Origin of the sequence: Streptomyces sp. NPDC087859 (assembly GCF_044742595.1) — a bacterium.
Lineage (GTDB): Bacteria > Actinomycetota > Actinomycetes > Streptomycetales > Streptomycetaceae > Streptomyces > Streptomyces canus_F.
Genome location: NZ_JBIUUU010000030.1, coordinates 66,878 through 93,474 on the forward strand (window position 1 = coordinate 66,878; position 26,597 = coordinate 93,474).

Below are 26,597 nucleotides of genomic sequence, written 5' to 3' on the forward strand. Positions count from 1 at the left end.
CGAGACCGGAGCCGGCATTCCTGAGCCTCCGGGGCCTGTGCTCATCGATCGACATGGTCCTCACCTTCTTTCTTCCTGCGAGGCGGTCGGCTCAGCCCACCTGGGGCACGCCGCCGGCGAACATGGGAAACGGCTCGAATCCGAGCAGTTGGCGCCCGCTGAGCTCGGCCAACGGGTCGAAGCGGATCGCGCCATGGGTAGCCAGCACGCGCACGTCCCGCGCGAAACGCTGGATCGGGTTCTTGAGGCTCACCGTGGAGGAACCCAGGGCGAGTTGGAGCTTGTCGATGGCCTCCGCGCACAGCCGCACCGCGTAGACGAGGTCCATCGTGATCTCGGACTCCTCGGCCCCCGTGAACTCGATGCCGGCCAGGGCGCGGCGGTCCACCTCGTCGGCATGGCCCAGGATGGTCGCCTCCGCGGCGTTGATCATCGCTCGGGCCGTACCGGCGGCCACCTGCGTCGACGGCATGTCCGCGACGGTGGGGTAGGGCAGGTTGAACGGCTTGCGGGCCTTCGCCTGCTCGACGAAGCAGTCCAGGGTGCCGCGGGCCATGCCGAGTGCCACGGCCACGTTGCTGAGACAGGTGATCAGCATGAGCGCGCGGGTGTCGTTGCGGAACCCGATGCCGGCGTAGCGGTCCCGCACGCTGTCCATGACCGCGGGGAAGTCGGCCAGGTCGACGAACCGGTGGTCAGGGACGAACGCCTCCTCCTCGGCGGTGATGCTGTTGCTGGAGGTGGCCTTCAGCCCCATGACCTTCCAGTCGTCCAGGATCGTGTACTGCTCGCGGCTCAGCAGTGCCATCCCCCGGCCCGGCCGGCCTTCCGAGTCCTCGTAGGTCACGCCCACGGCCGCCCAGGCCGCGTGCTTGCAGCCGCTGCCGAAGGCCCACTTCCCGGAGACCAGCCACCCGCCGTCGGCCCGGCGGGCCGATCCCACACTCGTGGAGAAGACGGAGGCACCGACGACCAAAGGGCCGATCCAGGTGTCGATCTCCTTGAAGATCTCGTCGACGGTCTGCTGGGGGAAGCCGAGGACATTGCGGATGCCGCCGGCCACGAAGACCGTCCAGGCGGCGGATCCGTCGCCTTCGCCGAGCGCCGTGATGATCTCCACGACGTCCCTCGCCCCGAGGGCGTAGCCGCCCAGCTCGACGGGCAACGCGGTCTTGAAGACACCCGCTTCGTGGATCGCCCTCAACGTCTCCGGAGGCAGGGCGCCGAGCTCTTCTCCTTCCCGTGCTTCCTCACGCAGCAGGGGGATGAGGGCGCGCGCCTCGTCCCGTATCTGCCGGCCGCGGTCACTGAGGTGCACCGAGGGTGGCTTGCTCATGGGGCTCCTTCACGACTAACTGTACTGCACTGTCCAGTTCAGTTGAACCGTACGGTAGGGTTCAGTGAAAGGTCAAGAGACGAGATGTGTACCGGCTCCGAGCGGGGCCGGGACTCAACAAGGAGTGAGATGGCTGAGCAGGGGCGTCCCCAGCGCACGGGCGCGGGCGGGCGGGGCAAGCGGGGATCCATTCTCGACGCGGCCGTCGAGCTGTTCCTGGAACTCGGCTTCGACCAGACGTCGATGGACGCCGTGGCGGCACGGGCCGGCGTCTCGAAGACGACCGTCTACGCCCACTTCGGCGACAAGCTGGAGCTGTTCCGCGCGGTGATCGCACGCGGAGGAGACTCCCTCGACTTCGATCTGGACCAGACGATGCTCGCCTCCGTGGACGATCCCCAGGAGCGGCTGTCACGCATCGCCCTGAAGCTTCTCGAGGCCACGACCGCCCCGAACTACCTGGCCTTCATTCGCGTCCTGACGGTCGAGGCGGCCCGCCGCCCCGAGCTGACGGAGACACTGCGATCCCTCGGCGTACCCCATGTCGTCGACCTGGTGGCCGTGGCGCTCCGCGAGGATGCGCGGCAGCGCGGCTACGCCCTCACCGACCCGGAGGCCTACGCCGGACTGTTCGTACGCATGACGGCAGCCGGACCGCAGATGGACGCGCTGCTGGACCTGGAGGCCGACCGCGACCCGGCCCACCTCGAGGCGTACGCCAGATGGACGACGGCCATCTTCCTGCGGGGCCTGAGCGCCGACGACCGGCCGGACGTACCCGATACGGCGATCCACCAGGTCTTCCCCTGGCTGTCGCGGGCGAACTCCTGACACGCACCGTGGCGCGGGAGGCGGGACCTTCCGCGCCACGGCACTCCCGAGCACCCTGCGGGGCGCCCGGACACCGCACGCTCGGCCCTCTCCCCGAGCTCTCCTTTCGCAGCGGCGATGACACTTCGATTCGTGCAGCCCTCTTGACCTATGGAATGCACTGAACCGTACAGTTCATCGATCGGAGTGCCGCTCGGCGCTCGGCGTTCCTCGGCGAGCCACTGGCAGCACGAGATCGCCCCGCCCGCTCAGCCGGCGGCCGTCATCGCCTTGCGCGAGGAAGAAGGACGACGATGTCCCCGCCCCAGCCCCACACGGAATTCGCTCCGCCCGGCCAGCCGGGTGCTCCTGCCCCCGCCTCCCTGCGGGAGTCCTTGTCCGCATTGCGCGGCTATCCCACACCGGCCTGGAGAGCAGCGATCGCCTGCGTGCTCGCCATGATCCTGAGTCCCCCGGCTCTCGTCACAGCCGTCACGTTCCTTATCGACCCGGTCGCCAAGGACTTCGGCTGGTCCCACTCGGAAACCCTGACCATCTTCAACATCCCCACCGTGGCCGCCCCCTTCGTGCTGCCACTGGCCGGCCGCCTGGTCGACCGCTGGGGCGCCCGGGCGATCGCCGTTCCGGGCACCGCCCTCTACGCGCTCTCGACGGCCGCAGTGGCGCTCGTAGACGCGAACGGCGTCGTATTGACGGCGGTCCTGCTGGTGAGCACGGCTCTGGGATACACCTCGATTCTCGGCGTGGTCTACAAGGTCGTCGCGGAGTGGTTCCCCCAGCACCGCGGGCTGGGCTACTCCCTGCTCATCGGTGCGACCTCCAGCCTTGCCGGTGCCGCCCTCTCACCTCTGAGCCAGTTGTCCATCGACCACTCCGGCTGGAGGACCACCTACCTGCTGATCGGTGGATGCATCCTGCTCATCGTGTTCCCTGCCCAGTACTTCCTGATGTACGAGCCCGCGTCGGCACCGCTCACCCCTGAGAACGCCGTCGCGCCGAAGAGAGAGGGTCGGTCGGCGCACCGGGAGCTGCCGGGCCTCCCCTTGGGCCGGGCACTGAAGACGCGGGCCTGGTGGTACACGGTGCTGGTGCTGACCCTGGCCGCAGGTGTGGCGATGAGTGTGCGCCTGAACGCTGTGTCACTCTTCGGCGAGCAAGGCTATTCGGCCACCGAGGTGTCCCTGTCGGTGTCGGTCATGCTGGTGGCATCCGTAGCCGGGCAGATCCTCGCCGGCATGGTCCTCGACCGGTCGCGCACCCCACGCGCCTTCGTGCCGTTCATGGTGTGTCTGATGCTCGGCATGCTCACAGTCTTCGCCGCCACGGGAGGCATGTGGGCCCTGTTCCTCACCATGGCCCTTCTCGGTGTCGTGACCGGCGCGGAGTCCACCACCGGGCCGTACCTCGTGGGGTGCTACTTCGGCATGCGGGCCTTCGCCCAGATCCAGGGCATCACCCTGGGCATCGTCAGCCTCGTCGGCATCGGAGTCTTCCCGGTGCTGGCGCAGGGGGCCGCGGAGAGCACGGGCGGATACACCGCGACGCTCGTCGCGCTCACCGCCGCGGGCCTGATCGTCCTTGTTCTGTCGGTCTTCCTGCCTCGCTATCCGAGCCCCGCCCAAAGCCCGGGCGCCGGCGAGCCCGAGCCCGCCGGCGCCGATGAGCGCATGGGCAACTACTGACCCTGGACACCGGCCGTCGTTGTTGACAGGACTGAACCGTGCAGTATTGACTGCACTGAACCGTACAGTACGGAATTCTCACGACCGAGCCACCGGAGGAAACCTTGCAGGAGTACACGATCATGGGCGAGGTTGCACAGGTCCATGACCCCGCTTTTTTCGAGGCATGGATGTACCGCGACGACTTCGTCGACACACTGTCGCAGTCGCCGACAGCCGAGGTGACCGCGATGAAGCGCCTGGTCATCGAGTTCGAAGCGGCTCTCGCCCGCATGATGCTGAGCGGCCGGGTCGACGAGCAGGTGGACGACATCCTCGAGAAGTTCATCGCCGACGACTACATCCAGAACGACCCGAACGTGCCCGGCAACGGGCGTGCGTTCCTGGCCGACGGATTCCGCAAGATCCCCTTGACCTTGGACGCGCCGCCCCCTCCGGTCGCGTTGATCGTCGAAGGCGACCTCGTCTGCCTGCTGATGCAGAAGCCGTGGCCCGACCCGACCGCCCCCGGCGCGACGTACGACTGGTTCATCCCCACCGTCTTCCGAATCAGGGACGGGAAGCTGGCCGAACACTGGGGCTCGTACAAGAAGGGCGGCCACGACGCCGGGCCGGCGCCGGAGTAGTACGCGCACAGGCCCTGGCGCCCCGCGCCTGGATGCCGACAAACCGCGGCGACCGGATAACCGACTCGCGCTTTGCCGACGTCCAGGTCAGTCACGCAGACCTCTTGACTCGCAATATGAACTGGACCGTACAGTATCGCACCATCCAAGACGCTGGGTGTCGTCACGCAGCCCTCTTGCGCATCGCACCGGCCCCAGACCGAACGCGGGCGTGCGTCACACCTCGCGTACGGAAGAAAAGGACGACGATGTCCCCGAACCCTCATGCCGACCTCACGGCACCCGACAAGCCGACCCTCACCACAGGCTCCCTGCGGGGGTACGTGACCTCCCTGCGGGGCTATCCGGCCCCCGCCTGGAAGGCAGCGATCGCCTGCGTACTGGCCATGGCCCTGAGCCCGGCCGCCTCCAGCGCGACCATCACGTTCTTCGTCGGGCCCGTCGCTCGGGACTTCGGCTGGTCACAGTCGCACACGCTGACGATTCTCAACATCCCGATCATCGCCGCTCCCCTCGTCCTGCCGCTGGCCGGCCGCTGGGTCGACCGCTGGGGCACCCGCGCCGTGGCGGTACCGTGCGTCGCGCTGTACGGCGTCTTCACCGCGGCGATCGCACTCGCCGACGGCAACGCCGTGCTCCTGCTCCTGCCGATGCTGGCTTCCGCCCTCTGCGGATACATCGGCATCATGGGCCTGACCTACAAGGTCATCGCAGAGTGGTTCCCCCGACACCGGGGAATGGGCTACTCGCTGTTCATCGGCGGCGCCACCAGCCTGGGCGGAGCGGTCATCGCTCCACTGTGCCAGCTGTCCATCGACGGTTTCGGCTGGCGCCAGACCTACCTCCTGTTCGCCCTGTGCATCCTCGGGATCGTCTTCCCCGCCCAGTACTTCCTGCTCTCCGAGCCGACGCGGGATCCCGCAGACCTCGCGGCAAAGAAGGACGGACGGAGCGCGAAGGAACTGCCCGGCATGCCGCTCAGCTCCGTGCTGCGCACCCGGGCCTGGCTGATCACGGTGGCGGCCATCGTCCTGACCGCGGGCGTGGCGACGAGCGTGCGGTCGAACGCCGTCTCCCTGTTCGGCGAGCGTGGCTATTCGCCGACGACCGTGTCCCTGTCGCTGTCGGTACTGCTCGTGGCCTCCTTCGTCGGAATGTTCCTCGCCGGTGTGGCCATGGACCGTTCGAGGAGCCCACGCGCCTTCGTGCCGTTCGTCGCGTGCCTCGTGGTCGGCACGGTCGCGATCTTCGCCGCCAAGGGAGGCACCTGGGCACTGCTTCTGGCCATGGGACTGCTCGGCGTGGTGATGGGCGCAGAGTCGTCGGTCGCGCCCTACCTGGCGGGCCGGTACTTCGGCATGCGCGCCTTCGCGCAGGTCCAGGGCATCACGCTGATCATCATCACGCTTCTGGGTGTCGGCTTGACCCCGACCCTTGTTCAGGCGGCCGCCGAGGCCACGGGCAGCTACAACGCGCCCCTGATCGCCCTGACCGCGGCCAGCGTGCTCACCCTGGCACTCGTCTTCCTGCTCCCGCGCTACCCGGCCGACGACAAGCGCGAACCCGCGGCAGCGGACGAGACAGCACGGTCGGAAGCGGTCTGACACAAGCCGGCCGGCTCACGATGTACCGGGCGCCGGCCGCCCGGTCGGCAAGCCCGCCGCCGCTGCGAAGTGACCGTTCTCGTCACAGCCATCAACGAGCGGCTGTGACCAACCGCCTACGGAACCGGCCATGACGGCGCGTGAGCGTCAGAAGTTCATGGCGGCTCGGTCGGACTTCCTGTTCCGGAACCGAGCAAGATCGCAGGCATACCCGCAGTCGATCGCCGCGTCACAGCTCAGGTCCTGGCGGCACTTTCGATACACGCCGTGGCAACAGCCGACTGCACAAAAGATCCCGGGAGGGCACGCGATGCGCGTGCCCTCCCGGGCGTTGACTGGGGCTCAGCCGGAGCTAGACCCGCGGCACGGGTACTCCCGGCACCGGCGGCCCGGCGGGGGCCGACGGCGGGTTCAGGCGCAGGGGCTCCAAGGCCTCGCTCCAGCGCAGCAGCTCGTCCAGCATCATCGTGGCTGCGGCCTCCAGCGGCTCGTCGGCCCGGAAACCACCCTCCCCCATGAGCTTGAAGACGAACGGTATGGCCACGCCCTCGGGAATCGGCATCATCTTGAGAGCCGTCGCGATCTCCTTGAGCACCTGCACGGAGCGCAGGCCGGCCGCGACGCCGCCGTAGCTGACGAATCCGACGGGCTTGTACAGCCACTCCCGGTACAGGAAGGAAAGAGCGTTGAGCAGCGCAGCAGGAGGACCGGAGTTGTATTCGGGCGTGACGAAGAGGAAGGCGTCGGCCTCGTCCACCGAGGCGCTCCACCTGAGCGTGTGCTCGTGGGCGTACCGACCCGCACGCGGATGACCGGGTTCGTCGAGGAGCGGGAGGCCGAGCTCGGCGAGATCGACGAGTTCGACGTCGAAGCCCCCGTGCTCCTTCGCGGACTGGGCCGCCCACTGACCGATGGGCAGTCCCAGTCGGCCGGGACGGGTGCTTCCGATGACAACGTGCAGTTTCGGCATGGGTGAGCCTTCCTGAGTATGTATGGGTTCGAGTACGAGCAGGACGAGGGAACCGACGGCCGATCAGGTGCCGGCGGCGGGCGGCGGGCCGGGGGGCTTGGGCGGGGCGGTCTTGGTGATGCCGCTCCAGTGCTCCACGAGCAGCTGCCCGCGCACGCGGTAGGCGTCGTAGGCGTAGTACGGGTAGAGCGCGCCGCTTCCGTCGGGTTCGACCTGCGGAAGCAGTGCGGAGATGACGACGATGTCGCCCTCGGCGACGATCAGCGCGGGCGGGATGAGGGGCTCGGCGGGCGGGGGAACAGGACCGTCGGGGAATCGGCTGCGCACGAACTCCTCCAGACCCGCTCTGCCGGGCGGGTAGTGGGAGACATGTTGGAGGTAGTCCTCGGAGACGAAGTCCTTGACCGCGTCCGGGTTCTGCGCGTCGAAGACGCAGCGGTAGAAGTCCCCCACCAGGCGCTTGTTCGCCTCGATGTCGATCGAAGGCGATGACGAGACGGTGGTCGCCCGTGTCGGCGTACCCGGTGCGGGTGACCGCGGTGGGGCGATCTTGTTGAGGGACGGCCACCGTTCGGCGATCCGTCCGTCGCGGATCCGGTAGGTGGTGAACGCGTAGTAGTCGAAGGTGGAGCCGGGGGCGTCCGGGTCCGGTTGCGGCATGTAGTGGCAGACACAGACCAGGTCGTTCTCCCCCACGACGAACACCGGCTCCCGCGGCCCGGAGGCATCGGCCGCGTCCTGGCCCCCTGTCGGTCCACGGTCGAACTCGCGGTGCAGGAGTTCGGCGAACGCCTGCGCCCCGTTGGGGGTGTCGGCACCGTGCTGGACCAGGTCCGGGGTGACGTGGTCGGCGACCGCGTCGGCGTTTCTCGCGCCGAAGACATCAGTGAGGAACCGGTCGACCAGGAGCTTGTTGATGCGTGGCTCTTGCTCGGTTGATGTAGCCATGCGCTCAACTAAACTGTACCGTACAGTGCACGTCAACATGACCCTTGACATCTCCCTCGACCAAAAGGGAGTGTCCTGGATAGTGAACAACCTGTTCGGAATAACGGGACGCTGACAGCTTGTCCCGCAGAGAAGGGGACACGACACCATGACTTTCCTGGATGCCAGCGACTGGCAGGAGCAGATCTTCTCCGGGGAATGGATCAAGGCGGCGGGAGAGACGTACGACTCCATCGAGCCGGCCACCGGCAAGACGCTCGGCCGAGTCGGCGCCGCCACCCCCGCCGACCTGGAGCGGGCCGTGGAGCGAGCGGCGCAGGCTCAGCGCGACTGGGCGGCACGGCCGTACATCGAGCGGGCTCAGGTACTGCGGCGAGCGGCGCGGCTTTTCGAGGAGCACCAGGCCGAGATCGCGGAGTGGATCGTGCGGGAGGCCGGTACTCTGCGGCCGTTCGCCGACTTCCAGACCTCGAACGGGGCGGCCGAGGAGTGCTACGAGGCCGCGGCGCTGGCGGCGGCTCCGTACGGAGAAGTGCTGCGGTCCATCGAGGACCGACTGTCGTTCGCGCGGCGCCGCCCGGTCGGCGTGGTCGGGGTGATCGCCCCGTTCAACGCGCCGATGGTGCTGGCCATGCGCGCCGTCGCCCCCGCTCTGGCGCTGGGCAACGCGGTCGTGCTCAAGCCCGACCCGCGCACCGCCATCTGCGCAGGCGTCACCATCGCCCGCGTCTTCGAGGAGGCGGGCCTGCCCGCGGGCGTGCTGCACATGCTGCCGGGCGGCGCCGACGTCGGTGCCGCGCTGGTGGATGACCCGCGCGTGCCCGTCATAGCGTTCACCGGCTCCACCCGCGCCGGAAAGGCGATCGCCACCGTGGCGGCACAGCGGCTCAAGCGCGTCCACCTGGAGCTCGGCGGCAACTCGGCGCTGATAGTCCTCGACGACGCGGACCTGGAGAAGGCCGTCTCCGCCGGCGCGTTCGGCTCCTTCCACCACGCCGGACAGGTCTGCATGGCCTCCAGCCGCCACCTGGTGCACGCCTCGGTCGTCGAGGAGTACACCGAGCTGCTGGCCCAGCACGCCGACGCCGCCCCGGTCGGCGACCCGGCCACCGGGCAGGTCGCACTCGGTCCGATGATCGACGAACGGCAGCTCCAGGCCGCCCACTCCATCGTCACCGACAGCGTGGCGAGCGGTGCGCGACTGGCGGCCGGCGGCACCTACGAGGGCCTGTTCTACCGGCCGACGGTGCTGACCGACGTCCCGCTCGACGCCCGCGCCTACGCGGAGGAGATCTTCGGCCCGGTCGCCCCGGTCGTGCCCTTCCAGGACCTCGACGAGGCCGTTCGGCTGGCGACCGACACCGAGTACGGACTGTCGCTGGGCATCATGACCCGGGACGTGGCCAAGGGCCTGGCACTGGCCGACCGTATCCCCACCGGACTGGTCCACATCAACGACCAGACCGTGAACGACGAGGCGACCATCCCGTTCGGCGGCGTCGGTGAGTCCGGCAACGGCTCCCGCCACGGAGGGACCGTCGCCAACCTCGAGGCCTTCACCGAACAGCAGTGGGTCACCGTCCGCGGCGAGATCCCCGACTACCCCTTCTGACCCCGCTCTGGTCTCTCTCCCCCGCTTCGCCAGCACTTGGAGCACGCAGATGACACTTCCTTCGCGGCAGGGCCCGCCCCTGCCCGACCCCATGACCATCGCGCCGCGCACCACCCCGCATCCACCCACCCCACAGGTCGCCCAGGACGCTGCCGGCTGGGCGCCCGGCAACAAATTCCTGGAAGGCCCGTTCACTCCCTGGACCGAGGAGAGCGGCGCGTACGACCTGGAGGTGGACGGGCAGATCCCGGGTGACCTCGCCGGGGCGCTGTTCCGTATCTCCTCCAACCCCCGCTTCCAGCCGCGCGATCCCAACCGCTACCACTGGTGGGAAGGCGACGGCATGGTCTGCGGCATCTACCTGCGCGACGGCCGGGCCGCCTATCGGACCCGCTGGGTGATGACCGACTCCATGAAGTTCGAGGTCGAGCAGGGCGAGGCGGTCTACAGCGGCTTCGCCAACGGCGGCAGTACGGCGCCACTCCCCCACGGCGCTCCGCCCGCGAAGAACGTCGCCAACACCAACGTCGGCATCTTTGACGACCACCTGCTGGTGTACTTCGAAGGCGGACTGCCGTACTCGATGCACCCGGAAACCCTGGAGACGTACGGCACTTACGACTTCCACGGCGGCATCGACGTCCTGTGCACCGCCCACTACAAGACCGATCCCGGCAGCGGCGACATGCTCTTCTTCGCCGCCACCGGGCCGACGATCACCTGGTACCGGGCGGACGTGAAGACCGGGCACGTCGTCGACAGCCACAGCTTCGACATCAACGTGCCGGTGCTGATGCACGACTTCGCCGTCACCGACAACTACGCGATCTTCTTCGTCACCCCGGCGCAGTTCCGCCTCGACCACATCATGCGGGGCGAGCCGGGCGTGGTCTGGGACGAGGCGTCACTGCCGCACGGCGTGCAGATCGTACTCATGAACCGGCAGACACACGCCGTCAGTTGGCACGAGGTGGGCGGCCACTGGGCCAACACCCACTTCTACAACGCCTACGAGGACAACGGCCACGTCGTCATCGACGGCCACCGCATCACCCGCCTGGGCACCCCGGCCGACCGGCTGGACACTCCGGTGACGTCCCACTCCTGGTTCCCGCCGTCGGTGCCCCACCGCTGGCGTGTGGACCTGGCCACCGGCCGGGCGACGGAGGAGCTGATCGGCGGCGTCGCCGGTGAGTTCCCGAGGATCAATGACGCCTTCACCGGCCGGCGTCATCGCTACGGATATTTCGTCACCACCCGCTACCTGGCCGACGACACCATGAGTGACGGTCTCGCCAAGCACGACGCCTTGCGCGACTCCACCACGGTCGTCGAGGGACCGGACCACCTCACCAACCCCGGCGAGCCGGTCTTCGTCGCCCGCGAGAACGCCGTCGCCGAGGACGACGGCTACCTGCTCACTCTGTGGTGGAACCGCGAGACCGGCCTGAGCGAACTGCTCATCCACGATGCCGCCGATCTGCGACGCACGCCTCTGGCCAGGGTGAAGCTGCCCAGCCGCGTGCCCTTCGGCTTCCACGGCAACTGGGCCGACCACATCACGCTCGACCAAGCTGTGGCCGCCCACGGCGACGCGAACTGACCCCGCTTCCTGTACTGCGTGTTCTGAAAGGAGAGGTCCATGGCTATCACCGGCCTCGGACACACCGGCTTCTGGGTGGACGACCTGGAGACGATGCGTGACTTCTACACCCGGGTCATGGAGCTGACTGTGACCGACGAGGACGAGGAGCGGGGCATCGTGTTCTTCTCCTCGCGTCCCGAGGAGGAGCACCACGAGTTCGTTCTCCAGCGCGGCCGCACCGCCCCTCCCGGCGCCAAGCTCACCCATCAGGTGTCGTGGAGGGTCGACTCGCTGGAGGCAATCATCGACTTCCATCACCGGTTCCGTGCCGAAGGCATCGAGGTCCAGCAGGAAGTCACCCACGGCAACGCGATCGGGATCTACTTCTTCGATCCCGAGGGCAACCGCAACGAGGTCTACCTCCGGATGGAGCGCGACGTACGCCAGCCCTTCCGCAAGTCGCTCAACCTCGACCTGCCCCCGGAGGAGATCTTCGCCGAGGCCGAGCGGCTGCTGACCGAGGGCGGCCCGGCCTACCAGCCCGTCCAGTGACGGTGTCCTCGCGACGGCTGCGCCCCGGGATTCCGGGGCGCAGCCGCGGGCCTGCGGCGTCGGCACCTAGGGCCGCCGCTCTCGTCGCCGAACGCTCCGTGCCCCGATCCCTCCCCACCTTCAGTTGCACACCTACGACTTGGGCCGAAGAGCCGGCGCCGGCCGCCGTTTCGTCCCCGTCCTCCGGAGAACCGTCATGAGACTGAGCACCGTCCGTCTGTCCGTCCCCGATTCCGACGGGCTGATCAGTGCTGCCGCCCGCCATGAGGCCGACGAGCTGGTCCTGCTGCCGTACCCGGACGTCGGAGCGCTGCTGGCGAGCGGGGAGGACTGGCAGCAGCGCGCCGCGGCGGCCGACGGCAAGCGGGTGCCTTCGCAGGGGGCGTCCCTCGCCCCGGTCGTCCCGCACCCCAACAAGATCGTGTGCCTCGGCCTGAACTACGCCACCCACATCAAGGAGATGGGCAGGCCCACTCCGGCCCACCCGACGCTCTTCGCCAAGTACGACGGGTCCTTGGTCGGGGCCCACGACGACATCCATATGCCGCCGGTCAGCGACGACCTCGACTGGGAGGCCGAGCTCGGTGTCGTGATCGGACGGCGGGCCAGGCACGTCGCCCGGGACGAAGCGCTCGCCTGTGTGGGCGGATACACCGTCGTCAACGACGTGACCGTACGGGACTGGCAGCATCGCACCCGGGAGTTCCTCTCCGGGAAGACGTTCGAGGCGACCACGCCGGTCGGGCCGTCTCTCGTCACTCCGGACGAACTCCCCGCGGGCGCCTCGGGGTTGACGGTCGGATGCAGTGTGGACGGTCACACCATGCAGAAGTCCAGCACATCCGACCTGCTCTTCGACGTTGCCACGACCATCGCCTACATCAGCACCATCATCACGCTCCTGCCGGGTGATCTGATCGCCACCGGAACACCGGGCGGGGTGGGGGCGGGACGCGACCCCAAGGTCTTCCTGCGCCCCGGGCAGCAGCTGGTCACCTTCGTAGAGGGGGTCGGCGAACTGCGCAACACCGTCGTCAAGGACCGGCTGTGACCTCGGTCGCCGGGAGGCATCCGCCCGGTAGGGTGTCTCTTATGTCAGGATCAGCGTCCCCCAGCTATCGCGAGCGCAATTCCACGGCCGATCGGGCCCTGGACATCCTGACGATGTTCGACGACACCCGACTCGTCATTTCCGGTAGCGCGGTCGCCGAGCGTCTGGGGGTCGCCCGTTCGACCGCCTACCGATATCTGCAGTCCCTGGTGAGCAGCAGGTTCCTGGAGGAGGCGCCGGGCGGTGGTTTCCGGCTCGGGCTGCGCGTCCTGGAGATCGGCCGACTGGCACGGCGCAGCTACGGACTGTCCGAGATCGCTGTTCCGGCGATGACCGAACTGTCCGAGGACGTGCGCGAGACGGTTCTCCTGACCCGTCGTGCCGGGGAACTGGTCGTCTGTGTGGACCGTGCGGAGGCCGGCGAACGGGCCGTGCGGATCGCCTACGAGCGTGGCAGCACCCTCCCGCTCAACGCCGGGGCCTCCGCGCTCGTCCTGCTGGCCTGGATCCCGCAGGACGAAGCGCGCCGACTGCTGGAAGCAGCAGAGCTGAGGCGCTTCACGCCGGCCACGATCACCGACGTGGACACACTCTTGGACCGGCTCAGGCATATCCGTCGCGCCGGGTATTCCGTCACGCGCGGCGAACTCGACCCCGACGTGACGGGCGTGGCCGCACCGATCCACGACGACCGGCACAGGGTGGTCGCCGCCGTGAGCGTCGCCGCGCTCGCCTCCAGGGTGTTTCCCGAGGCGGAGGCGGAACTGGCTCAGAAGGTGCTGACCACGGCTCAGAAGATCACTGACCGCCTGATCGCCGTCGGAGGCTGAGAACCCCAGGCGCTCCATGCCGAGGAGCCGGTCGATGGTCCGCCCTGCGAGCACTGCGGCCACCTTCCGGCACAGGCTGGTCTCTTCTTTCAGGACTTTTGCACTACTTATCGAGACGCCGACGGCCCTCGTTCGCGTTGGTGCCGCCGGCGACTCTCACATCCTTGTCACGAGCGGCGCGCGCGGCCGGCCATGAACACCGCCCCGGCTCCGATGGCGACCACCAGAGCCGCACCTCCCGCGATCAGACCGACGGGCGCGCTGGAACCGGTCTCGGCCAGCGGCGGTGTGCTGTCGCTGGGCGTCGGCTGCGGGGTAGCGGGCGGCGTCGACTCCAGCGGAGGGACGTCAGGTGTCGTGGGAGGCGTCGAAGACGGGTTGGGGGTCGTCGGCGGGGCCGTCGTGCCGGTGGGCGGAGTACTGTCCGCGGGGGTCGTGGGGGTGCTCGGCGCCGTCGGCTCCGACGGGGACGGACTGGGACTGTCGGGCGTGCTGGGAGTGCACGCCTTCTCGCCTCCGTTCCACGCCGCTATCAGGTGATAGGGGGTGACGACGCCGTCCGGCTCGTAGGGTGCCGGGCCGTGGCCTTCACCCGTACCGCCGTCGTAGGTGACGTCGTCGCCGTACAGGTCGATCTGGCCGTAGCAGTCAGGCGTCTTCACGCTCAGCTTCTGCCAGGACTGCTTGGTGCCGTCCGTGCTCGCGACGTCGGCGGCAGTGAGGTAGACAGTGGCTTTGTCGACCAGTGCCTGACGACCGGAGGTGTACCAGTCGGGCCCCTCGGTGGTGTATTCGGCGAGGGAGACAGGGTACTTACAGCCATCACCGACGGTCTGGCCGGGAGCGAGTCGGACCTCGACGGTTCCGGGAGCGGTCTTCCAGAGGTAGAGCCCACCCTGGGAGGTCCAGTCGGCGCCGACGACGTTCCCGTCGGCACCGACGATGCGGTACTGCACCGTGGCGGACTCACACCCGCCGGAGGGTGTTGCGCTGGCCACGCCGGCTCCGAAAACCGGGATGGCGGCAAGAACGGTTACTGCGAGCGCGGGCAGACTTCTGAGATGTTGCGAACGCGACAAGACGAGCCTCTGTGGGGATGAAGGTGTGGGAGGTGGCAGTGTGCGAGCGGTGGGCGGACGCGGGGGGACGTTCGAAGGCGTGCGCGATCAGACCGCTCGCGTCACTTCGCTCGCCGCAGACGCAGCGAAGCGAGCTGCATTCTTGCGATCTTTCACAACTCCCGTCAATCCTTCACCAGTTCGCCATGATTTTCCTTGCGTACAAGGAGTCCATATCGCCACAGTGCACCCTTGATGCGCTACGGCGTCGGACCGGCGACTCGGACTGACCGCGGGCGGCCGGGAGTTCGGCGGGCGCGGTCCGGGAGCACCGCCTCGTCAGGGCCCGCGAAAACCATGACGCACAGACCTTGACGCGCAACATAAACTGAACCGTACAGTTCACTACTCGACGCGCCCCGCGCCGGGCACCCAGCTCAACCTACGAAGCACGCCGATGTCTCTGGCCGCCCCAAGGGCGAAAGTCCCACCGCTGCCCCGGAGTTGGATCGGATCCCCCCGACAGCACACCGGACGGAAGAACCCACCGTCTGCGTATGACCACCCTCGCCCTGCGTCCCTCGACCCTGCGATTCGCTCACCCACCAGGAGAAGACCCGATGCGCCACAGACCCGACCCGTCCGCGTCCCCGGCTCACCGCGACGCACAGAGAGGTCCGTCGGCTCTGCAATACACGCGGCAGCAGGCCCTGCGACTGGACCGGGCCTTTCTGACGTCCAACGGGATCGGCCTCGTCGTCACGTTGTGTCTGGGCGCGACGGCCGGCGATCTGTTGGCCCTCAGGCTGCCCGGCACGCAGGTGACCGTGGGGCTGGTGCTCTGCCTGGCCCAGGTGGCCCTTCTGCTGGCGACAGCCCGGCGGTTCGACCGGCGCTGCACCCGTCTGCTGGATCCCCGGCAGCAGGCGTACGGGCAGCCCGGTGCTGGAGCGGCCAACGGCATTGCGACGGACGCGAGATGACCGGTGGGACATTGCACCTGGCCGTTTCCGCCAGCCCGAATCATGTCCTGATCGGCTTCATGCTGTTCATGATGCTGACCCTGTTCCTGACGGTCTTCTCCAGCCTGGACGAGCACTCCGCGCGGGAGTTCTACACCGGCGACCGAACACTGCCGGCGTGGAAGAGCGGGATGGCGCTGGCCGGGAGCTTCACATCGACAGCCCTGCTGCTCACCGTCACCGGAGTGGTGGCGACCGCGGGCTTCGATGGCATCACCACGGCCACCAGCATGTTCCTCTCTCTCGGGGTGCTCCTTCTCCTCGCCCGGCCGATCCAGCTGAGCGGCGCCTGCACTCTGGGCGAGCTCCTGTCCGTGCGGGTGTCCGGAACGGCTCCCCGGATCGCCGCCGCGGTGGCCACGCTCGCCATGGCAGGACCGTTCCTGGTCGTGCAGCTGATGGCAGCAGGCAACATCACCGCCTCCCTGCTCGGTTTCACCGGGATCGGCGTCCAGAAGATCTGCACGGTACTGATCGGCTGTCTGGTCGTCGCCTGCGGTGTCCTCAGCGGCGCCAAGGGGCTCACCTCGGTGCAGGTATTGGCGGTCACGGTGATCAGCACGGCAATCCTCGTGATGTGCATCTACGCCATCCAGGCCTTCCACGGCGACGTCGACACCCTGATCGGTGCCGCCGCACAGGGCAGTGACCATCCGCGCCAGTACCTGTCCCCCGGCGGCACGATCGGCATCGGGAGCAGCTCACGCCTCGACTTCGCCGGAGGTCAGCTCGCGCTGGTCCTGGGCAGCACCTGCATGCCGCACGTCCTGAGCCGGGTCTACTCGATGAAGGACCCGGCGACCGCTCGACGTTCCATCCGCTACGCGGCCGGTATCGTCGCCTTCCTTTGCGCCGCCCTGATACTGCTGGGATTCACGGCCGCGGCACGGATCGGCACGCGTGAGATCTTCAGCGGGGAGGCTCACTCCGACGGCGCGCTGATGCTCCTGGCACGGAGCCTGACAGGAGGTGCTGGGAACGGGCTCGGCGACCTGATGTTCGCCGCTGTGGCATGCGCCCTGTTCCTTTCCGTGCTCTCGGTCGTCGGCGGCACCACACTGGCAGCCGCCGGCGCCCTGGCCCGGGATTCCTACCACTGCATCGCGCGGCACAAGCGGTCGGACTCGTCGGACGAGCTGTTCACCGCCCGCGTCGCCGTGGCACTCTTCGGCGCCCTTGCTATCGCGCTCGCGGTGATCGTCCAGGGCCACTCCGCCGGCTTCCTGGCCCAACTCGCCACCGCCGTAGCCGCGTCGGCCGTCACACCGGCCCTGCTGTACACCTTCTACTGGCGCCGCTTCAACCGGACGGGGCTGCTGTGGACGGTCTACGGCGGCACAACGCTGACGATCGGCCTGTACCTGTTCTCCACTGCCGTGTCGGGCAGCCCGACGGCACTGATCCCTACCGCCGACTTCGCGTGGTTCGGCCGGACCAGCCCCGCCGCGGTCTCCGTGCCCGCGGCATTCCTTCTGGGATGGGCGGGCAGCCTGGTGGGGCGGCGTCGTAGCGGACCGGCCGGGGCTCCGGAGGAGGATCCGCTCGCCGTCGAAGCACTCCTGTTGGCCGGTCGGCCGCTCGGTCCCTGAGGGCCGTACACCTGAAACACCGTAACGGCGGGATCAGCTGGCTTCCTGGCCGGAGTCGGCCGCGGGCAGGACCAGGCGGAAGATGCAGCCTCGGCCGGGGGTCGTGTCGAGTTCGAGGCGGCCGCCGTGGCCCTCGGCGATGGTCGCGGCGATGGCGAGGCCGAGGCCGCTGCCGCCGTGGAGGCGGGAGCGGGCGGGGTCGGCGCGGTAGAAGCGCTCGAAGACGTGCTCGGCGTCGACGGGTTCGAGGCCCGGTCCTTCGTCCGCCACCTCGATCACGCTGATCGGGAGGCGCTCCGAGAGGGCCGGTGAGGCGCTGGTGCGCCCGGGTCGGTCGGTGCCGCCTGTTTCCGGTCCCGCCTCGGTCCCGCCGACGCGGACGTGGACCCGGGTGCCCTCCGGGGTGTGGATACGGGCGTTGGAGAGGAGGTTCTCGAGGATCTGGCGCAGCCGGTTCGGGTCACCGACGGTCTCCGCGACGTCGAGCTTCCGGGCTCCGATGGGATCGGCCAGGGTGTGCAACGGGCCGAGGTCGACGGGGTGGGACGCGCTGTGGACGGCAGCCGCGCTGACGGCGTCGGCCGCGAGGGACAGCAGGTCTACCCGTTCCCTCAGGTACGAGGGCTCCTTGTCCAGGGTGGCGAGCAGCTGAAGGTCGTCGACGAGCAGGCTCATGCGCTCCGCGTTCTGCACGATGAATCGGTTGGCGTCGCGCAGTTCCCGCGCCGGGCGTTGCTCAGGTCGCAGGGCGAGTTGGGCGTAGCCCTGGATCGCGGTGAGCGGGGTGCGCAGTTCGTGCCCCGCGTCGGCGACGAACCGGCGCAGCCGGGTCTCGGAGGCCTCGCGGGCCAGCAGCGCCTTCTGGAGACGGTCGAGCATGGAGTTCAGTACCTTGCCGAGCCGTCCGATCTCGGTGCGCGGATCGGTGTCGGGCAACCGCAGGTTGAGCCGGCCCGCGGTGATGTCCTGGGCGGTGCTCTCCATTCTGGTCAGCGGCAACAGGCCGAGTCGGACCACCCAGCGGCCCAGGGCGAGCAGGGCGACGACCGTGACGACGAGCAGGACCGCGCTCAGCCACAGGATCTTCGAGGTGGCGCCGTCGACGGTGTCGAGCGGCAGCGTGACCACCGCGGTCATGCCCTGCGGGCCGGGGTTGAGCATCACTCGCCAGCGTCCGTCACCACTCGTGGCGGGCACGGTCTCGGGATGTCCGTCCCGTAGGCCGAGGTCCTGGACGTCATCGGACAGCCGGGGTCCTGGCTTCGTCCGGGAGCCGAGGGAGTCGTTCAGTAGCTGCCCGGAGGCGTCGTAGAAGTAGATGTGGAAGTCCGAGGGCAGCATGTCCGGGCGTTCCCCGGGCGCCGGGAGTGTTCCGGCGAGGGCGTCGTAGAAGGCCGGTGCCGGGGGGTGGAACTCGACGAGCTGCTCGTCGACGCGGTCAAGCAGCCAGGATCGCAGCACCACGTAGCCGATGGCCTGGGAGGCCAGGACGGCCGCGGTGGCGAGGACGGTGACGCCGAGGACAAGGCGTCGTCTCAGTGACCCGGGCTGCCGGGTCAGAAGGCGGATCACTGCTCCGGCACCCCTCCGTGGTCGCGGGGAAGACGGAGGCTGTAGCCGACCCCGCGCACGGTCTGGATGAGCGGCGGATCGAAGCGGTCGATCTTCTTGCGCAGGTAGCGGACGTACGTCTCGATGATCCGGACGTCGCCCGCGAAGTCGTAGCTCCAGACATGGTCGAGGATCTGGATCTTGCTCACCACCTGCCCGGCGTTCGCCAGGAGGTAGGCCAGGAGCTTGAACTCGGTGGGTGACAGCGCGATGTACTCCCCCGCGCGACGCACCTCGTGGGCGCCCTCGTCGAGTTCCAGGTCGGCGTAGCTCAGGACGCTCGGCACCGCTTGCGGCGTGATGGCCGGCGCCGTTCGGCGCAGGATGGCCTCGATGCGCAGCAGCACCTCCTCGATGTCGAACGGTTTGGAGACATAGTCGTCCCCGCCGACACGCAGCCCGCTGATGCGGTCGTCGGTGCCGGTGCGGGCGGTCAGGAACAGGACGGGACAGTCGTTGCCTGCCGCCCGCAGTCTGCGGGTCACCTCGAAGCCGTCCAGGTCGGGCAGCATCACGTCGAGCAGCACCAGATGCGGTTCCAGGCGTTCGACCTCCAGGAGGGCCGACTGTCCGGTGTCGGTGCTGCTCACCTCGTATCCGGTCAGGCGAAGCGTCGCCTCCAGCAGAGTGCGGATGCTGGGCTCGTCCTCGACCACGAGGAGCCGGTATCCGGGCGTCGCCGCTGCGGGCTGCTCGGTCATGACGTCTGCTGATCCGTTCTGCCATCTGGCGGCGCTTGCTCCGGCCGGGGTTACTTGGCGGCGCAGTCGTAGAGCACGTTGCCTCCCATGAGTCCCGTCGCACCGTCGTCGTCCGCCTGGGAGGAGGTCCCGCCGTACGACGAGGCCGGAACCTTCGTGCAGTTGTCGCCGATCCAGTCGGAGCGCTGCTCGGTGTATCCGCCCGACATCCCCGGCCGGCCGCCACCGCTGGTGTCGGAACCCAGGATGTAGCGTAGTTCGCCGTTCTCGGTCCACTCCTTCAACTGGGCCACCGACGGCGCGTTGTCGCTGTTCGTGAAGCCGCCCATGCCGATGACGGTCTCGTCGGTGCCCAGGATGAAGCCGCTGGCGGACAGGGCGCCGCCCTCGACGGCGAGCTTGATGCGTGCGTCGGGTGCGTGCTCGACGGCGTACTTGAGGATCTTGCGCTGGTCGGCGGTGAGTTCCCCGCTGCCGAGACCGGCGCGCCCGCCCGGGGCACCTCCCGAGCCGGCACCGGGCATGCCGTTCGCTCCTCCCGTGGGCATCCCGGAAGGCATCCCTGAGGGCATGCCGGACGGCATCCCGCCGGACGGGGGTTCATCGGGCCGGCCCGAGGACCCGCCGGTACCGGGGAGACCCGGCATGTTCGACGGCATCCCGGACGGCATACCCGACGGAAGGCCTCCGCCGTTGCCGCTCTGCCGCGGCATGCCGCCGCCTCCGCCGAAGCCGAGCGTCTGCGGACCGGCCGTCGGGTTGGAACCGCCCATGCTGGTGGAGCCCGGCACGCTCACCGCCCAGGCTCCCGGGGCCACCAGAACCGACGCCAGCGCCGCGCCCACGGCGACCGTCAGCAACCGGCCGTGCCGTCGAGACAGCACCAGCAGGGCGACAGCGGCGCAGCCCACGAGCAGCACCGGCCACACCAGCCAGCCGTTCCAGTCGGGTTCACGGCGGATCAGCACCACCGCCCAGACCACGCTCACCGCCACCCCGGCCACGCCGGCCAGGGGCGCCCAGCGCAGGCCCGCACGGTGCACGCGGGCCAGGGCGGCCGTCAGCCCACCGCACAGAGCGCCGATGGCGGGCGCGAGTTGGGTGGTGTAGTAGGGGTGGAAGATGCCCTTCTGCGACGAGTACACAGCGGCGCAGACCACCAGCCAGGATCCCCACAGCAGCCAGCCGGAAGCCGGCAGCGGGGCGGTGGCGGGCAGCTTCCCGCGCCGGTGCAGTACCGCAAGGACGACGGCGACGACCATGGCCACGGCGCACAGCGGCAGCAGCCAGCTGATCTGACCGCCCACCTGTGTGTCGAACATCCGGGTCAGGCCGTACTCACCGCCGAACCCGCCGGCGAATCCGCCTCCGCCTCCCATGCCCTGGGGTGCTCCGTCACTGGAGCCGAAGACCCGCCCCAGCCCGTTGTAGCCGATCACGAGGTCCCAGGCCGAGCCGTCCTCACTGCCTCCGATGTAGGGGCGGTCGCCCGGCCACAGGGCGACCATGGCGACCCACCACAAGGAGGACGCCGCCAGGATGGCTCCCGCGCCCAGCAGACGCCGCACTCGCGGTATCCAGGCGCCGCTTCCTCCCACGAGCCAGGCGACAGCGAACGCGGGGACGACCATCCAGGCGGCGAGCATTTTGGTGAGGAATCCGCACCCGATCAGGAAGCCGCTCGCACACAGCCACCAGGTCGCGGCCCTGCCCTCGTCCTGCAGCGCGCGGGTGAGCGCGTACGCCGCGGACACCAGCAGCAGGACCAGCAGGGTGTCGGGGTTGTTGTCCCGGTTGATGGCCACGGTGATGGGCGTGAGGGTGAGGACCAGGGCGGCGACCAGCGCCGCGCCCTCCCCCGCCCAGCGACGCACGGTGCGGTGCAGCACCAGCACCGTGGCCACTCCTTCGAGCACCTGCGGCAGGATCAGGGCCCACCCGTGCATGCCGAAGATCTTGCTGCTGATCACCTGCGGCCACAGCGCGGCCGGCGGCTTGTCGACCGTGACCACGCCGGCCGGGTCGAAGGAGCCGAAAAGGAAGTTGGTCCAGCTCTGCCCCATCGACTTCACGGCCGCCGAGTAGTAGCTGTTGCCCCAGCCCAGGGAGCCGAGTGCCCATCCGTACAGGACTGCCGAGAGCACCAGGACGGCTCCGAGTGCCGCGGGTGCCGCCCAGGTGGGCAGCGCGCGGGCGGACGTGTGCCTCCCGGTGTTCGTCGACGCCGCCGGTACGGACGTGATGTGCGCGTAGTTGCTCATGTCTGGTTTCGCTCTCGTCAGCTGGTACGGCTGCGGCGGTCGGCGAAGACGGCCAGGCGCAGGACGGCGAAGCGGACGCCGGTGACGGCGACGGACGCCACGGCCAGGACCGCGGTCTCGGCGGCCGGTGTGGCGCCGGGATCGAGCCACTTGAACCACAGCACCGCCCCGGAGGTGACCAGGTAGCCGAGGACGAACAGGCCCCCGGCACCGAGGTGGGCACGGGCGGGCGGGGTGGTGGAGTACCGGAAGGTGAATCGCCGGTTCGCCTCGGTGTTGAGGACGGTGAGGACGAACAGCGAGACCAGGTTGGCGACGGCAGGCGTCCACCAGCCGCGCAACAGCCAGTACAGCAAAGCCTGTCCGACCGTGGAGACGACGCCGATCGCGAGGAAGCAGCCGACCTCCCACGACAGCACACCGCGTCGCGTGGCGGGTGCGAGGACGGCGTCGGGGTGCTCGGCGGCCGGTGCGGGGCGCGGTCGTACGGCGACGCGGGCACCCCCGGAGGCCTTGAGGCGCGCCATGCGCCACAGGCCGCGCAGGTCGTCGGTGGCGGTGCTCACCACGTCCACCCGGGTGTCGACGTCCTCGACCCAGTCGACCGGCACCTCGTGGACGCGCAGTCCGTTGTGCTCGGCGAGCAGCAGCAGCTCGGTGTCGAAGAACCACGCGTCGTCGCGGGTCACCTCGAGCAGCGGCCGGAGCACCTCCGTGCGGGCCGCCTTGAACCCGCACTGGGCGTCGGTGAAGCGGACGCCGTGGGTGAGCCGGATGATGCCGTTGTAGCAGCGGGAGACGAACTCGCGGCGCGGCCCGCGCACCGTACGCGCGCCGGGCGCCAGCCGGGAGCCGATGGCGAGGTCGGAGTGGCCACTGGCCAGCGGGGCCACCAACGGGAGCAGTCCGTCGAGACCGGTGGACAGGTCCACGTCCATGTACGCCACGATGTCCGCGTCGCTGGCGCCCCAGACGGTGCGCAGGGCCAGCCCGCGCCCCTTGCGATCCAGGTGGACGACGCCCACCCCGGGCAGTTCATCGGCGAGGCGGCGGGCGGTGGCGAGGGTCTGGTCGGTGCTGGCGTTGTCGGCGACCGTGATCCGCCAGGGGAAGGGGAAGCCCTCGGACAGACGTGCGTGGAGGGTGTGCAGGCACCCGGGCAGGGCGCGTTCCTCGTTGTAGACCGGGACGACGATGTCGACCGTCGCGGTACCGGCGTCCGGGAGGAGTGAGCGGTCGACGGGCTGGAACGGGGCCGGCCGCGCCAGGCGGGCGGCGTGGTCGGTGAGGTGGGGGGTGGGAGTCATGGCTTCCTCAGGCATGAGGGGACGGCAGACTGCGGCTCACAGGCCCTGGTCCAGGGCCACGGCCTCACTGTTGCCGTCCCGCCTGTGGGGGTAGGGGGAGAATACCGAGAACTGACGGGGAGTCAGATCAATGGCCGAAAGCGCTCCCACGACTCACTGTGGGCTCGGCCGTATCACGGCGTTGCGGAGTTCGCCGACGCCTCTGATCACACTGGTCACCTGCGTTCTTGACCGAGGGGGCACCTCGCGTTCGTGGCCGGTACCCGTTCCGGTCGGCGTTCCGGTCGTGATCAGGTCGCCGGGCAGCAGGGTGACGGATCCGCTGACATGCGCGATGACGGTGGCGACGTCGAAGAGCAGTTCCGAGGTGCTCGCCTTCTGCCGGACGCGTCCGTCGACGACACAGTTCATCGTCAGGCCGCGGGCGCCGATCGGCACCTCGTCGGTGGTGACCAGGGCGGGCCCCACCACAGTGGCGACGGCAGCCGAGGGGACGCCCTCAGGGCCGTCTTGCACAGCGATGTCGTTGACCACGGTGTAGCCCGCGACATGCCTCAGGGCTGTTCGGGCCGTCACATCCCGGGCCCTTCGCCCGATCACCACGCCCAACTCCACACCCCAGAACACGTCCTGCCCCTCGGCGTGCACCCGGATGTCGTCCTCGGCACCGACGACGACATGGCCGCCGTCGCGTACGGAGAACTCCGGCGCGGCAGGGACGGCGCACCCCAACTCCCTTACTCGGACGGCATGGTTGGGGCCGACGGCAACCATCTTGCCCGGCCGGACGATCAGTGGTGCGTAGGAGATGTCGTCCAGCCTGTGACGCTCACCGGTATCGGCACCGGCCCGCTCCCACCAGTCTTCGCCGGACGCGATCAGCGCCCCGACGTCCGGGTACGGCAGCAGCACGCAGTGCTTCTTCTGCAGACGCGCGGCGGCCGTACGGTGCTGTCCCAGTCGTACGGTGCTGAGCTTCACCGGCGAAACTCCTTCGGTAGTGCTGAGAACGTGTCGGGCAAAGGTCATCCGCCGACACCGGCAGCCGGGGCGGACAGCAGCGGACGGGACCGTCTTTCGAGGTGGTCCGTAGCTGCGCCAGTGGGCCGGTGCGGCAGAAGCAAGCGGAATGTGCAGCCGTCGCCCGGCCGGGTGTCGAGCTCCAGACGCCCGCCGTGGGCCTCCGCGGCGCTGGAGGCGATCGCCAGACCCAGACCGGAACCAGCCGCCGCCCGTTCAGCGGAACCGGCGCGATAGAAGCGTTCGAACACACGCCGCGCGTCCGACGCGGCGAGGCCGATCCCGTCATCGGCCACCTCAATGGCACACACCGGAGTTCCGGGGGCAAAGGGAGGGTTGCCACTGGTGCGGCCATCCCCGTCCGTGCCCTGACCGTCCGGGCGGACGCGGAGGGTGCCGACGCGCACCCGGACGTGCGTCCCGGGCGGGGTGTGGACACACGCGTTGGTCAGCAGGTTGAACAGGATCTGCGTCAGCTGATGCGGATCACCGAGGGCGTCGACGACATCGAGTTCGGCTTCCTGGGGATCGCCCTCGGTGTCGGTGAGGGAGCCCAGGCCGATGCTCCGGTCGGGGTACTGCACGGCGACGGCGGCGACGCTGTCCGCGGCCAGGGACAGCAGGTCGACCGGCTGCCATTGCGTCGCGGGCACATCACCCAGCTTGGCCAGCTGGGACAGGCTGTCGACGAGGCGACTCATCCGCTCCGCGTTCCGCACGATCAGCTGCTGCGCCTCATGGCGCCGTTCCGGACTCATCCCCGGTTCCTGCACGAGGAGTTCGGCGAACCCCTGCAAGGAGGTCAGAGGCGTGCGCAGTTCATGACCGGCGTCCGCCAGGAAGTGACGCAATCGCTGTTCGGACGCCTCTGCGCGGTGCAACGCGGTGCGCAGCCGATCCAGCATGGTGTTGAGGGCACGACTGAGGTGGCCGACCTCGGTGACCACCTGCCGGTCCGGAACACACAGCTCCAACTCGCCGTCGGCGATGCGCCGGGCGGTGCGCTCGACCCCGGCCAGCGGCCGCAGCCCCACGCGCACGACGACGCTGCCGAAGAGGATGACACCGACCGCGACAGCCACCCCCACGGCAAGGCTGAACCACAGCATTCTGACGGTCGCGGCGTCCACCTCGTCCAGGGGCAGCGCCACCACGACCCTCGTGCCGTCGGCTCCGGATCGGGCGATCACCCGCCAGGCGCTGCCACCGTCGGTCGCGGCGAGCGTGGCGGGCCGGCCGTCGTGCAGGCCGAGAGCCGACTCCGACGAGGGCAACCGCGGCCCGGCACCGCCCTCTTCACCGCCCAGGGACCTGGCCAGTCGGTGTCCGTCACTGTCGTAGAAGTACACCCGGTAGTCCGAGGGAAGAACATCGCTGTTCCCGCCGGGCGCCCCCGCCGGCGCCCGTCCGTCAACGATGTCCTGGCCCACCTCGGCCACCGGCTGGAAACGGCCGAGCCGCCCGTCGACCTGGTCCGTGAGCCAGGTATGGAGCACGACCAGCCCCGCCGCCTGACAGAGCAGAACCGCCGAGGTGGCCAGCAGAGTGGCACCGAGAACCAACCGTGCGCGCAGAGAGCGCGGTTGCAGTCGCCTCAGCCGCTGCCTCACGACGCCGCCGCCCCCGGTCCGGGACGGGCGGCGCGCAGACAGTAGCCGACACCGCGGATCGTCTGGATGAGCTGGGGCTCGAACCGGTCGATCTTGCGCCGCAGATTGCGTACGTAGGTGTCGACGATCCGGGCGTCTCCCGCGAAGTCGTAGTGCCAGACCTCGGACAGGATCTCCTTCTTGCCCACCACCCGTTCCGGCTGTGTCAGCAGACAGACCAGCAGCCGGAACTCGGTGGGCGACAGCTGGACCGGCAGGCCCGCCCGTGACACCTCGTGCGTCTGCTCGTCCAGCACCAGATCGGCGTACCGCAGGGGCGGCCGCCTGGCCCCGGCACCCGGCGGCATGTCACTGCGCCGCAGGATGGCACGGATGCGCAGCAGCACCTCCTGTACGTGGAAGGGCTTGGTGACGTAGTCGTCCCCGCCGGCGCTGAGGCCGATGATGCGGTCCTCGACATCGGTTCGGGCCGTCAGGAACAGCACGGGTGTGTAGACGCCCTCCGCACGCAGGTGACGGGTCACCGTGAAGCCGTCGATGTCCGGGAGACCCACGTCCAGCAGGATCAGGTCCGGCTGACGGCGGCCCGCCTCGAACATGGCCGTCCGGCCGGTGTCGGCGGTGTGCACCGCGTATCCGGCGGCGTGCAGAGCGGACGTGAGCAGGGTGCGGATGCTGGGGTCGTCCTCGACGACGAGCACGTTGTGTCGGGGCGGCGCGGGAGCCGACGGCGCGACGGGCATGGTGTTTCCTTCGTCGGTGCGGGGGTCGGATTCCACCGAACGCCCCGG

The 26,597-nt window shown here is 69.2% G+C and carries 22 protein-coding genes; 11 read left to right on the forward strand and 11 right to left on the reverse strand.

The window, feature by feature from the left end; all coding sequences use genetic code 11:
- Positions 1 to 91 precede the first annotated feature (91 nt).
- Positions 92 to 1,336, reverse strand: coding sequence for an acyl-CoA dehydrogenase family protein (locus tag ACIOHP_RS46340; protein ID WP_401897326.1), 1,245 nt, complete (start codon positions 1,334 to 1,336; stop codon positions 92 to 94).
- Between the two features lie 129 nt (positions 1,337 to 1,465).
- On the opposite strand from ACIOHP_RS46340, the gene ACIOHP_RS46345 reads away from it, so the two are divergent.
- From ACIOHP_RS46345 to ACIOHP_RS46360, 4 genes are all read left to right on the forward strand, one after another.
- On the forward strand, positions 1,466 to 2,167 hold the full coding sequence (locus tag ACIOHP_RS46345) for a TetR/AcrR family transcriptional regulator (protein ID WP_401897328.1): 702 nt from the start codon (positions 1,466 to 1,468) through the stop codon (positions 2,165 to 2,167).
- 293 nt (positions 2,168 to 2,460) lie between these two features.
- Positions 2,461 to 3,849, forward strand: coding sequence for an MFS transporter (locus tag ACIOHP_RS46350; protein WP_401897329.1), 1,389 nt, complete (start codon positions 2,461 to 2,463; stop codon positions 3,847 to 3,849).
- 122 nt (positions 3,850 to 3,971) lie between these two features.
- On the forward strand, positions 3,972 to 4,475 hold the full coding sequence (locus ACIOHP_RS46355) for a hypothetical protein (protein WP_401897332.1): 504 nt from the start codon (positions 3,972 to 3,974) through the stop codon (positions 4,473 to 4,475).
- 248 nt (positions 4,476 to 4,723) lie between these two features.
- Entirely contained in the window at positions 4,724 to 6,079 is a 1,356-nt protein-coding gene (locus tag ACIOHP_RS46360; protein WP_401897334.1) for an MFS transporter, read from the forward strand.
- Between the two features lie 352 nt (positions 6,080 to 6,431).
- Here the strand turns inward: ACIOHP_RS46360 and ACIOHP_RS46365 are convergent, their stop codons facing one another.
- Positions 6,432 to 7,049 carry an NADPH-dependent FMN reductase gene (locus tag ACIOHP_RS46365; protein WP_401897337.1) on the reverse strand — a complete coding sequence of 206 codons (618 nt, stop codon included), beginning with the start codon at positions 7,047 to 7,049 and terminating at the stop codon, positions 6,432 to 6,434.
- Between the two features lie 63 nt (positions 7,050 to 7,112).
- Positions 7,113 to 7,997 carry a nuclear transport factor 2 family protein gene (locus tag ACIOHP_RS46370; RefSeq protein ID WP_401897338.1) on the reverse strand — a complete coding sequence of 295 codons (885 nt, stop codon included), beginning with the start codon at positions 7,995 to 7,997 and terminating at the stop codon, positions 7,113 to 7,115.
- Between the two features lie 148 nt (positions 7,998 to 8,145).
- On the opposite strand from ACIOHP_RS46370, the gene ACIOHP_RS46375 reads away from it, so the two are divergent.
- From ACIOHP_RS46375 to ACIOHP_RS46395, 5 genes are all read left to right on the forward strand, one after another.
- Complete coding sequence (locus ACIOHP_RS46375; protein WP_401897339.1) at positions 8,146 to 9,609, forward strand: benzaldehyde dehydrogenase; 1,464 nt, start codon at positions 8,146 to 8,148, stop codon at positions 9,607 to 9,609.
- Between the two features lie 49 nt (positions 9,610 to 9,658).
- Complete coding sequence (locus tag ACIOHP_RS46380) at positions 9,659 to 11,212, forward strand: carotenoid oxygenase family protein (RefSeq protein ID WP_401897342.1); 1,554 nt, start codon at positions 9,659 to 9,661, stop codon at positions 11,210 to 11,212.
- A 39-nt stretch (positions 11,213 to 11,251) separates the two neighbouring features.
- Positions 11,252 to 11,746 carry a VOC family protein gene (locus ACIOHP_RS46385; protein ID WP_401897345.1) on the forward strand — a complete coding sequence of 165 codons (495 nt, stop codon included), beginning with the start codon at positions 11,252 to 11,254 and terminating at the stop codon, positions 11,744 to 11,746.
- 196 nt (positions 11,747 to 11,942) lie between these two features.
- Positions 11,943 to 12,797, forward strand: a complete 855-nt coding sequence (locus ACIOHP_RS46390; protein WP_401897347.1) for a fumarylacetoacetate hydrolase family protein — start codon at positions 11,943 to 11,945, stop codon at positions 12,795 to 12,797.
- A 41-nt stretch (positions 12,798 to 12,838) separates the two neighbouring features.
- Positions 12,839 to 13,627, forward strand: a complete 789-nt coding sequence (locus ACIOHP_RS46395) for an IclR family transcriptional regulator (protein ID WP_401897350.1) — start codon at positions 12,839 to 12,841, stop codon at positions 13,625 to 13,627.
- Positions 13,628 to 13,794: 167 nt separating this feature from the next.
- On the opposite strand, the gene ACIOHP_RS46400 is transcribed toward ACIOHP_RS46395, so the two are convergent.
- The gene (locus tag ACIOHP_RS46400; protein ID WP_401897351.1) at positions 13,795 to 14,625 is read right to left on the reverse strand and encodes a hypothetical protein; all 831 of its coding nucleotides are present in this window, start codon (positions 14,623 to 14,625) and stop codon (positions 13,795 to 13,797) included.
- Between the two features lie 680 nt (positions 14,626 to 15,305).
- Between ACIOHP_RS46400 and ACIOHP_RS46405 the strand changes: the two genes are divergently transcribed.
- Positions 15,306 to 15,668 carry a hypothetical protein gene (locus ACIOHP_RS46405; RefSeq protein ID WP_401897353.1) on the forward strand — a complete coding sequence of 121 codons (363 nt, stop codon included), beginning with the start codon at positions 15,306 to 15,308 and terminating at the stop codon, positions 15,666 to 15,668.
- A complete protein-coding gene (locus ACIOHP_RS46410; RefSeq protein ID WP_401897356.1) occupies positions 15,665 to 17,296 on the forward strand; it encodes a hypothetical protein in 1,632 nt (543 codons plus the stop codon). The genes ACIOHP_RS46405 and ACIOHP_RS46410 overlap by 4 nt, the downstream gene beginning before the upstream one ends.
- Positions 17,297 to 17,329: 33 nt before the next feature.
- On the opposite strand, the gene ACIOHP_RS46415 is transcribed toward ACIOHP_RS46410, so the two are convergent.
- The 7 genes from ACIOHP_RS46415 to ACIOHP_RS46445 all read right to left on the reverse strand — a co-directional run bounded on the left by ACIOHP_RS46415 (position 17,330) and on the right by ACIOHP_RS46445 (position 26,549).
- A complete protein-coding gene (locus ACIOHP_RS46415) occupies positions 17,330 to 18,868 on the reverse strand; it encodes a sensor histidine kinase (RefSeq protein WP_401897357.1) in 1,539 nt (512 codons plus the stop codon).
- Positions 18,865 to 19,608: a response regulator transcription factor gene (locus ACIOHP_RS46420; RefSeq protein WP_401897359.1), complete on the reverse strand. Its 744-nt coding sequence runs from the start codon at positions 19,606 to 19,608 to the stop codon at positions 18,865 to 18,867. The genes ACIOHP_RS46415 and ACIOHP_RS46420 overlap by 4 nt, the downstream gene beginning before the upstream one ends.
- A gap of 50 nt (positions 19,609 to 19,658) precedes the next feature.
- The gene (locus ACIOHP_RS46425; RefSeq protein WP_401897361.1) at positions 19,659 to 21,869 is read right to left on the reverse strand and encodes a glycosyltransferase family 39 protein; all 2,211 of its coding nucleotides are present in this window, start codon (positions 21,867 to 21,869) and stop codon (positions 19,659 to 19,661) included.
- A 17-nt stretch (positions 21,870 to 21,886) separates the two neighbouring features.
- The gene (locus tag ACIOHP_RS46430; RefSeq protein WP_401897363.1) at positions 21,887 to 23,176 is read right to left on the reverse strand and encodes a glycosyltransferase; all 1,290 of its coding nucleotides are present in this window, start codon (positions 23,174 to 23,176) and stop codon (positions 21,887 to 21,889) included.
- A 153-nt stretch (positions 23,177 to 23,329) separates the two neighbouring features.
- On the reverse strand, positions 23,330 to 24,157 hold the full coding sequence (locus ACIOHP_RS46435; protein ID WP_401897365.1) for a fumarylacetoacetate hydrolase family protein: 828 nt from the start codon (positions 24,155 to 24,157) through the stop codon (positions 23,330 to 23,332).
- Between the two features lie 44 nt (positions 24,158 to 24,201).
- Positions 24,202 to 25,806 carry a sensor histidine kinase gene (locus tag ACIOHP_RS46440; protein ID WP_401897368.1) on the reverse strand — a complete coding sequence of 535 codons (1,605 nt, stop codon included), beginning with the start codon at positions 25,804 to 25,806 and terminating at the stop codon, positions 24,202 to 24,204.
- Positions 25,803 to 26,549 (reverse strand): response regulator transcription factor, encoded by a 747-nt coding sequence (locus ACIOHP_RS46445; RefSeq protein WP_401897371.1) that lies wholly within the window; start codon positions 26,547 to 26,549, stop codon positions 25,803 to 25,805. The genes ACIOHP_RS46440 and ACIOHP_RS46445 overlap by 4 nt, the downstream gene beginning before the upstream one ends.
- Between the last annotated feature and the right edge of the window lie 48 nt (positions 26,550 to 26,597).

What these genes read in the sequence shown, in the direction of transcription:
- ACIOHP_RS46340 (WP_401897326.1), bottom strand. Translation starts at nt 1,336, where the DNA reads ATGAGCAAGCCACCCTCGGTGCACCTCAGTGACCGCGGCCGGCAGATA.
- ACIOHP_RS46345 (WP_401897328.1), top strand. Translation starts at nt 1,466, where the DNA reads ATGGCTGAGCAGGGGCGTCCCCAGCGCACGGGCGCGGGCGGGCGGGGC.
- ACIOHP_RS46350 (WP_401897329.1), top strand. Translation starts at nt 2,461, where the DNA reads ATGTCCCCGCCCCAGCCCCACACGGAATTCGCTCCGCCCGGCCAGCCG.
- ACIOHP_RS46355 (WP_401897332.1), top strand. Translation starts at nt 3,972, where the DNA reads ATGGGCGAGGTTGCACAGGTCCATGACCCCGCTTTTTTCGAGGCATGG.
- ACIOHP_RS46360 (WP_401897334.1), top strand. Translation starts at nt 4,724, where the DNA reads ATGTCCCCGAACCCTCATGCCGACCTCACGGCACCCGACAAGCCGACC.
- ACIOHP_RS46365 (WP_401897337.1), bottom strand. Translation starts at nt 7,049, where the DNA reads ATGCCGAAACTGCACGTTGTCATCGGAAGCACCCGTCCCGGCCGACTG.
- ACIOHP_RS46370 (WP_401897338.1), bottom strand. Translation starts at nt 7,997, where the DNA reads ATGGCTACATCAACCGAGCAAGAGCCACGCATCAACAAGCTCCTGGTC.
- ACIOHP_RS46375 (WP_401897339.1), top strand. Translation starts at nt 8,146, where the DNA reads ATGACTTTCCTGGATGCCAGCGACTGGCAGGAGCAGATCTTCTCCGGG.
- ACIOHP_RS46380 (WP_401897342.1), top strand. Translation starts at nt 9,659, where the DNA reads ATGACACTTCCTTCGCGGCAGGGCCCGCCCCTGCCCGACCCCATGACC.
- ACIOHP_RS46385 (WP_401897345.1), top strand. Translation starts at nt 11,252, where the DNA reads ATGGCTATCACCGGCCTCGGACACACCGGCTTCTGGGTGGACGACCTG.
- ACIOHP_RS46390 (WP_401897347.1), top strand. Translation starts at nt 11,943, where the DNA reads ATGAGACTGAGCACCGTCCGTCTGTCCGTCCCCGATTCCGACGGGCTG.
- ACIOHP_RS46395 (WP_401897350.1), top strand. Translation starts at nt 12,839, where the DNA reads ATGTCAGGATCAGCGTCCCCCAGCTATCGCGAGCGCAATTCCACGGCC.
- ACIOHP_RS46405 (WP_401897353.1), top strand. Translation starts at nt 15,306, where the DNA reads ATGCGCCACAGACCCGACCCGTCCGCGTCCCCGGCTCACCGCGACGCA.
- ACIOHP_RS46410 (WP_401897356.1), top strand. Translation starts at nt 15,665, where the DNA reads ATGACCGGTGGGACATTGCACCTGGCCGTTTCCGCCAGCCCGAATCAT.
- ACIOHP_RS46420 (WP_401897359.1), bottom strand. Translation starts at nt 19,608, where the DNA reads ATGACCGAGCAGCCCGCAGCGGCGACGCCCGGATACCGGCTCCTCGTG.
- ACIOHP_RS46425 (WP_401897361.1), bottom strand. Translation starts at nt 21,869, where the DNA reads ATGAGCAACTACGCGCACATCACGTCCGTACCGGCGGCGTCGACGAAC.
- ACIOHP_RS46430 (WP_401897363.1), bottom strand. Translation starts at nt 23,176, where the DNA reads ATGACTCCCACCCCCCACCTCACCGACCACGCCGCCCGCCTGGCGCGG.
- ACIOHP_RS46445 (WP_401897371.1), bottom strand. Translation starts at nt 26,549, where the DNA reads ATGCCCGTCGCGCCGTCGGCTCCCGCGCCGCCCCGACACAACGTGCTC.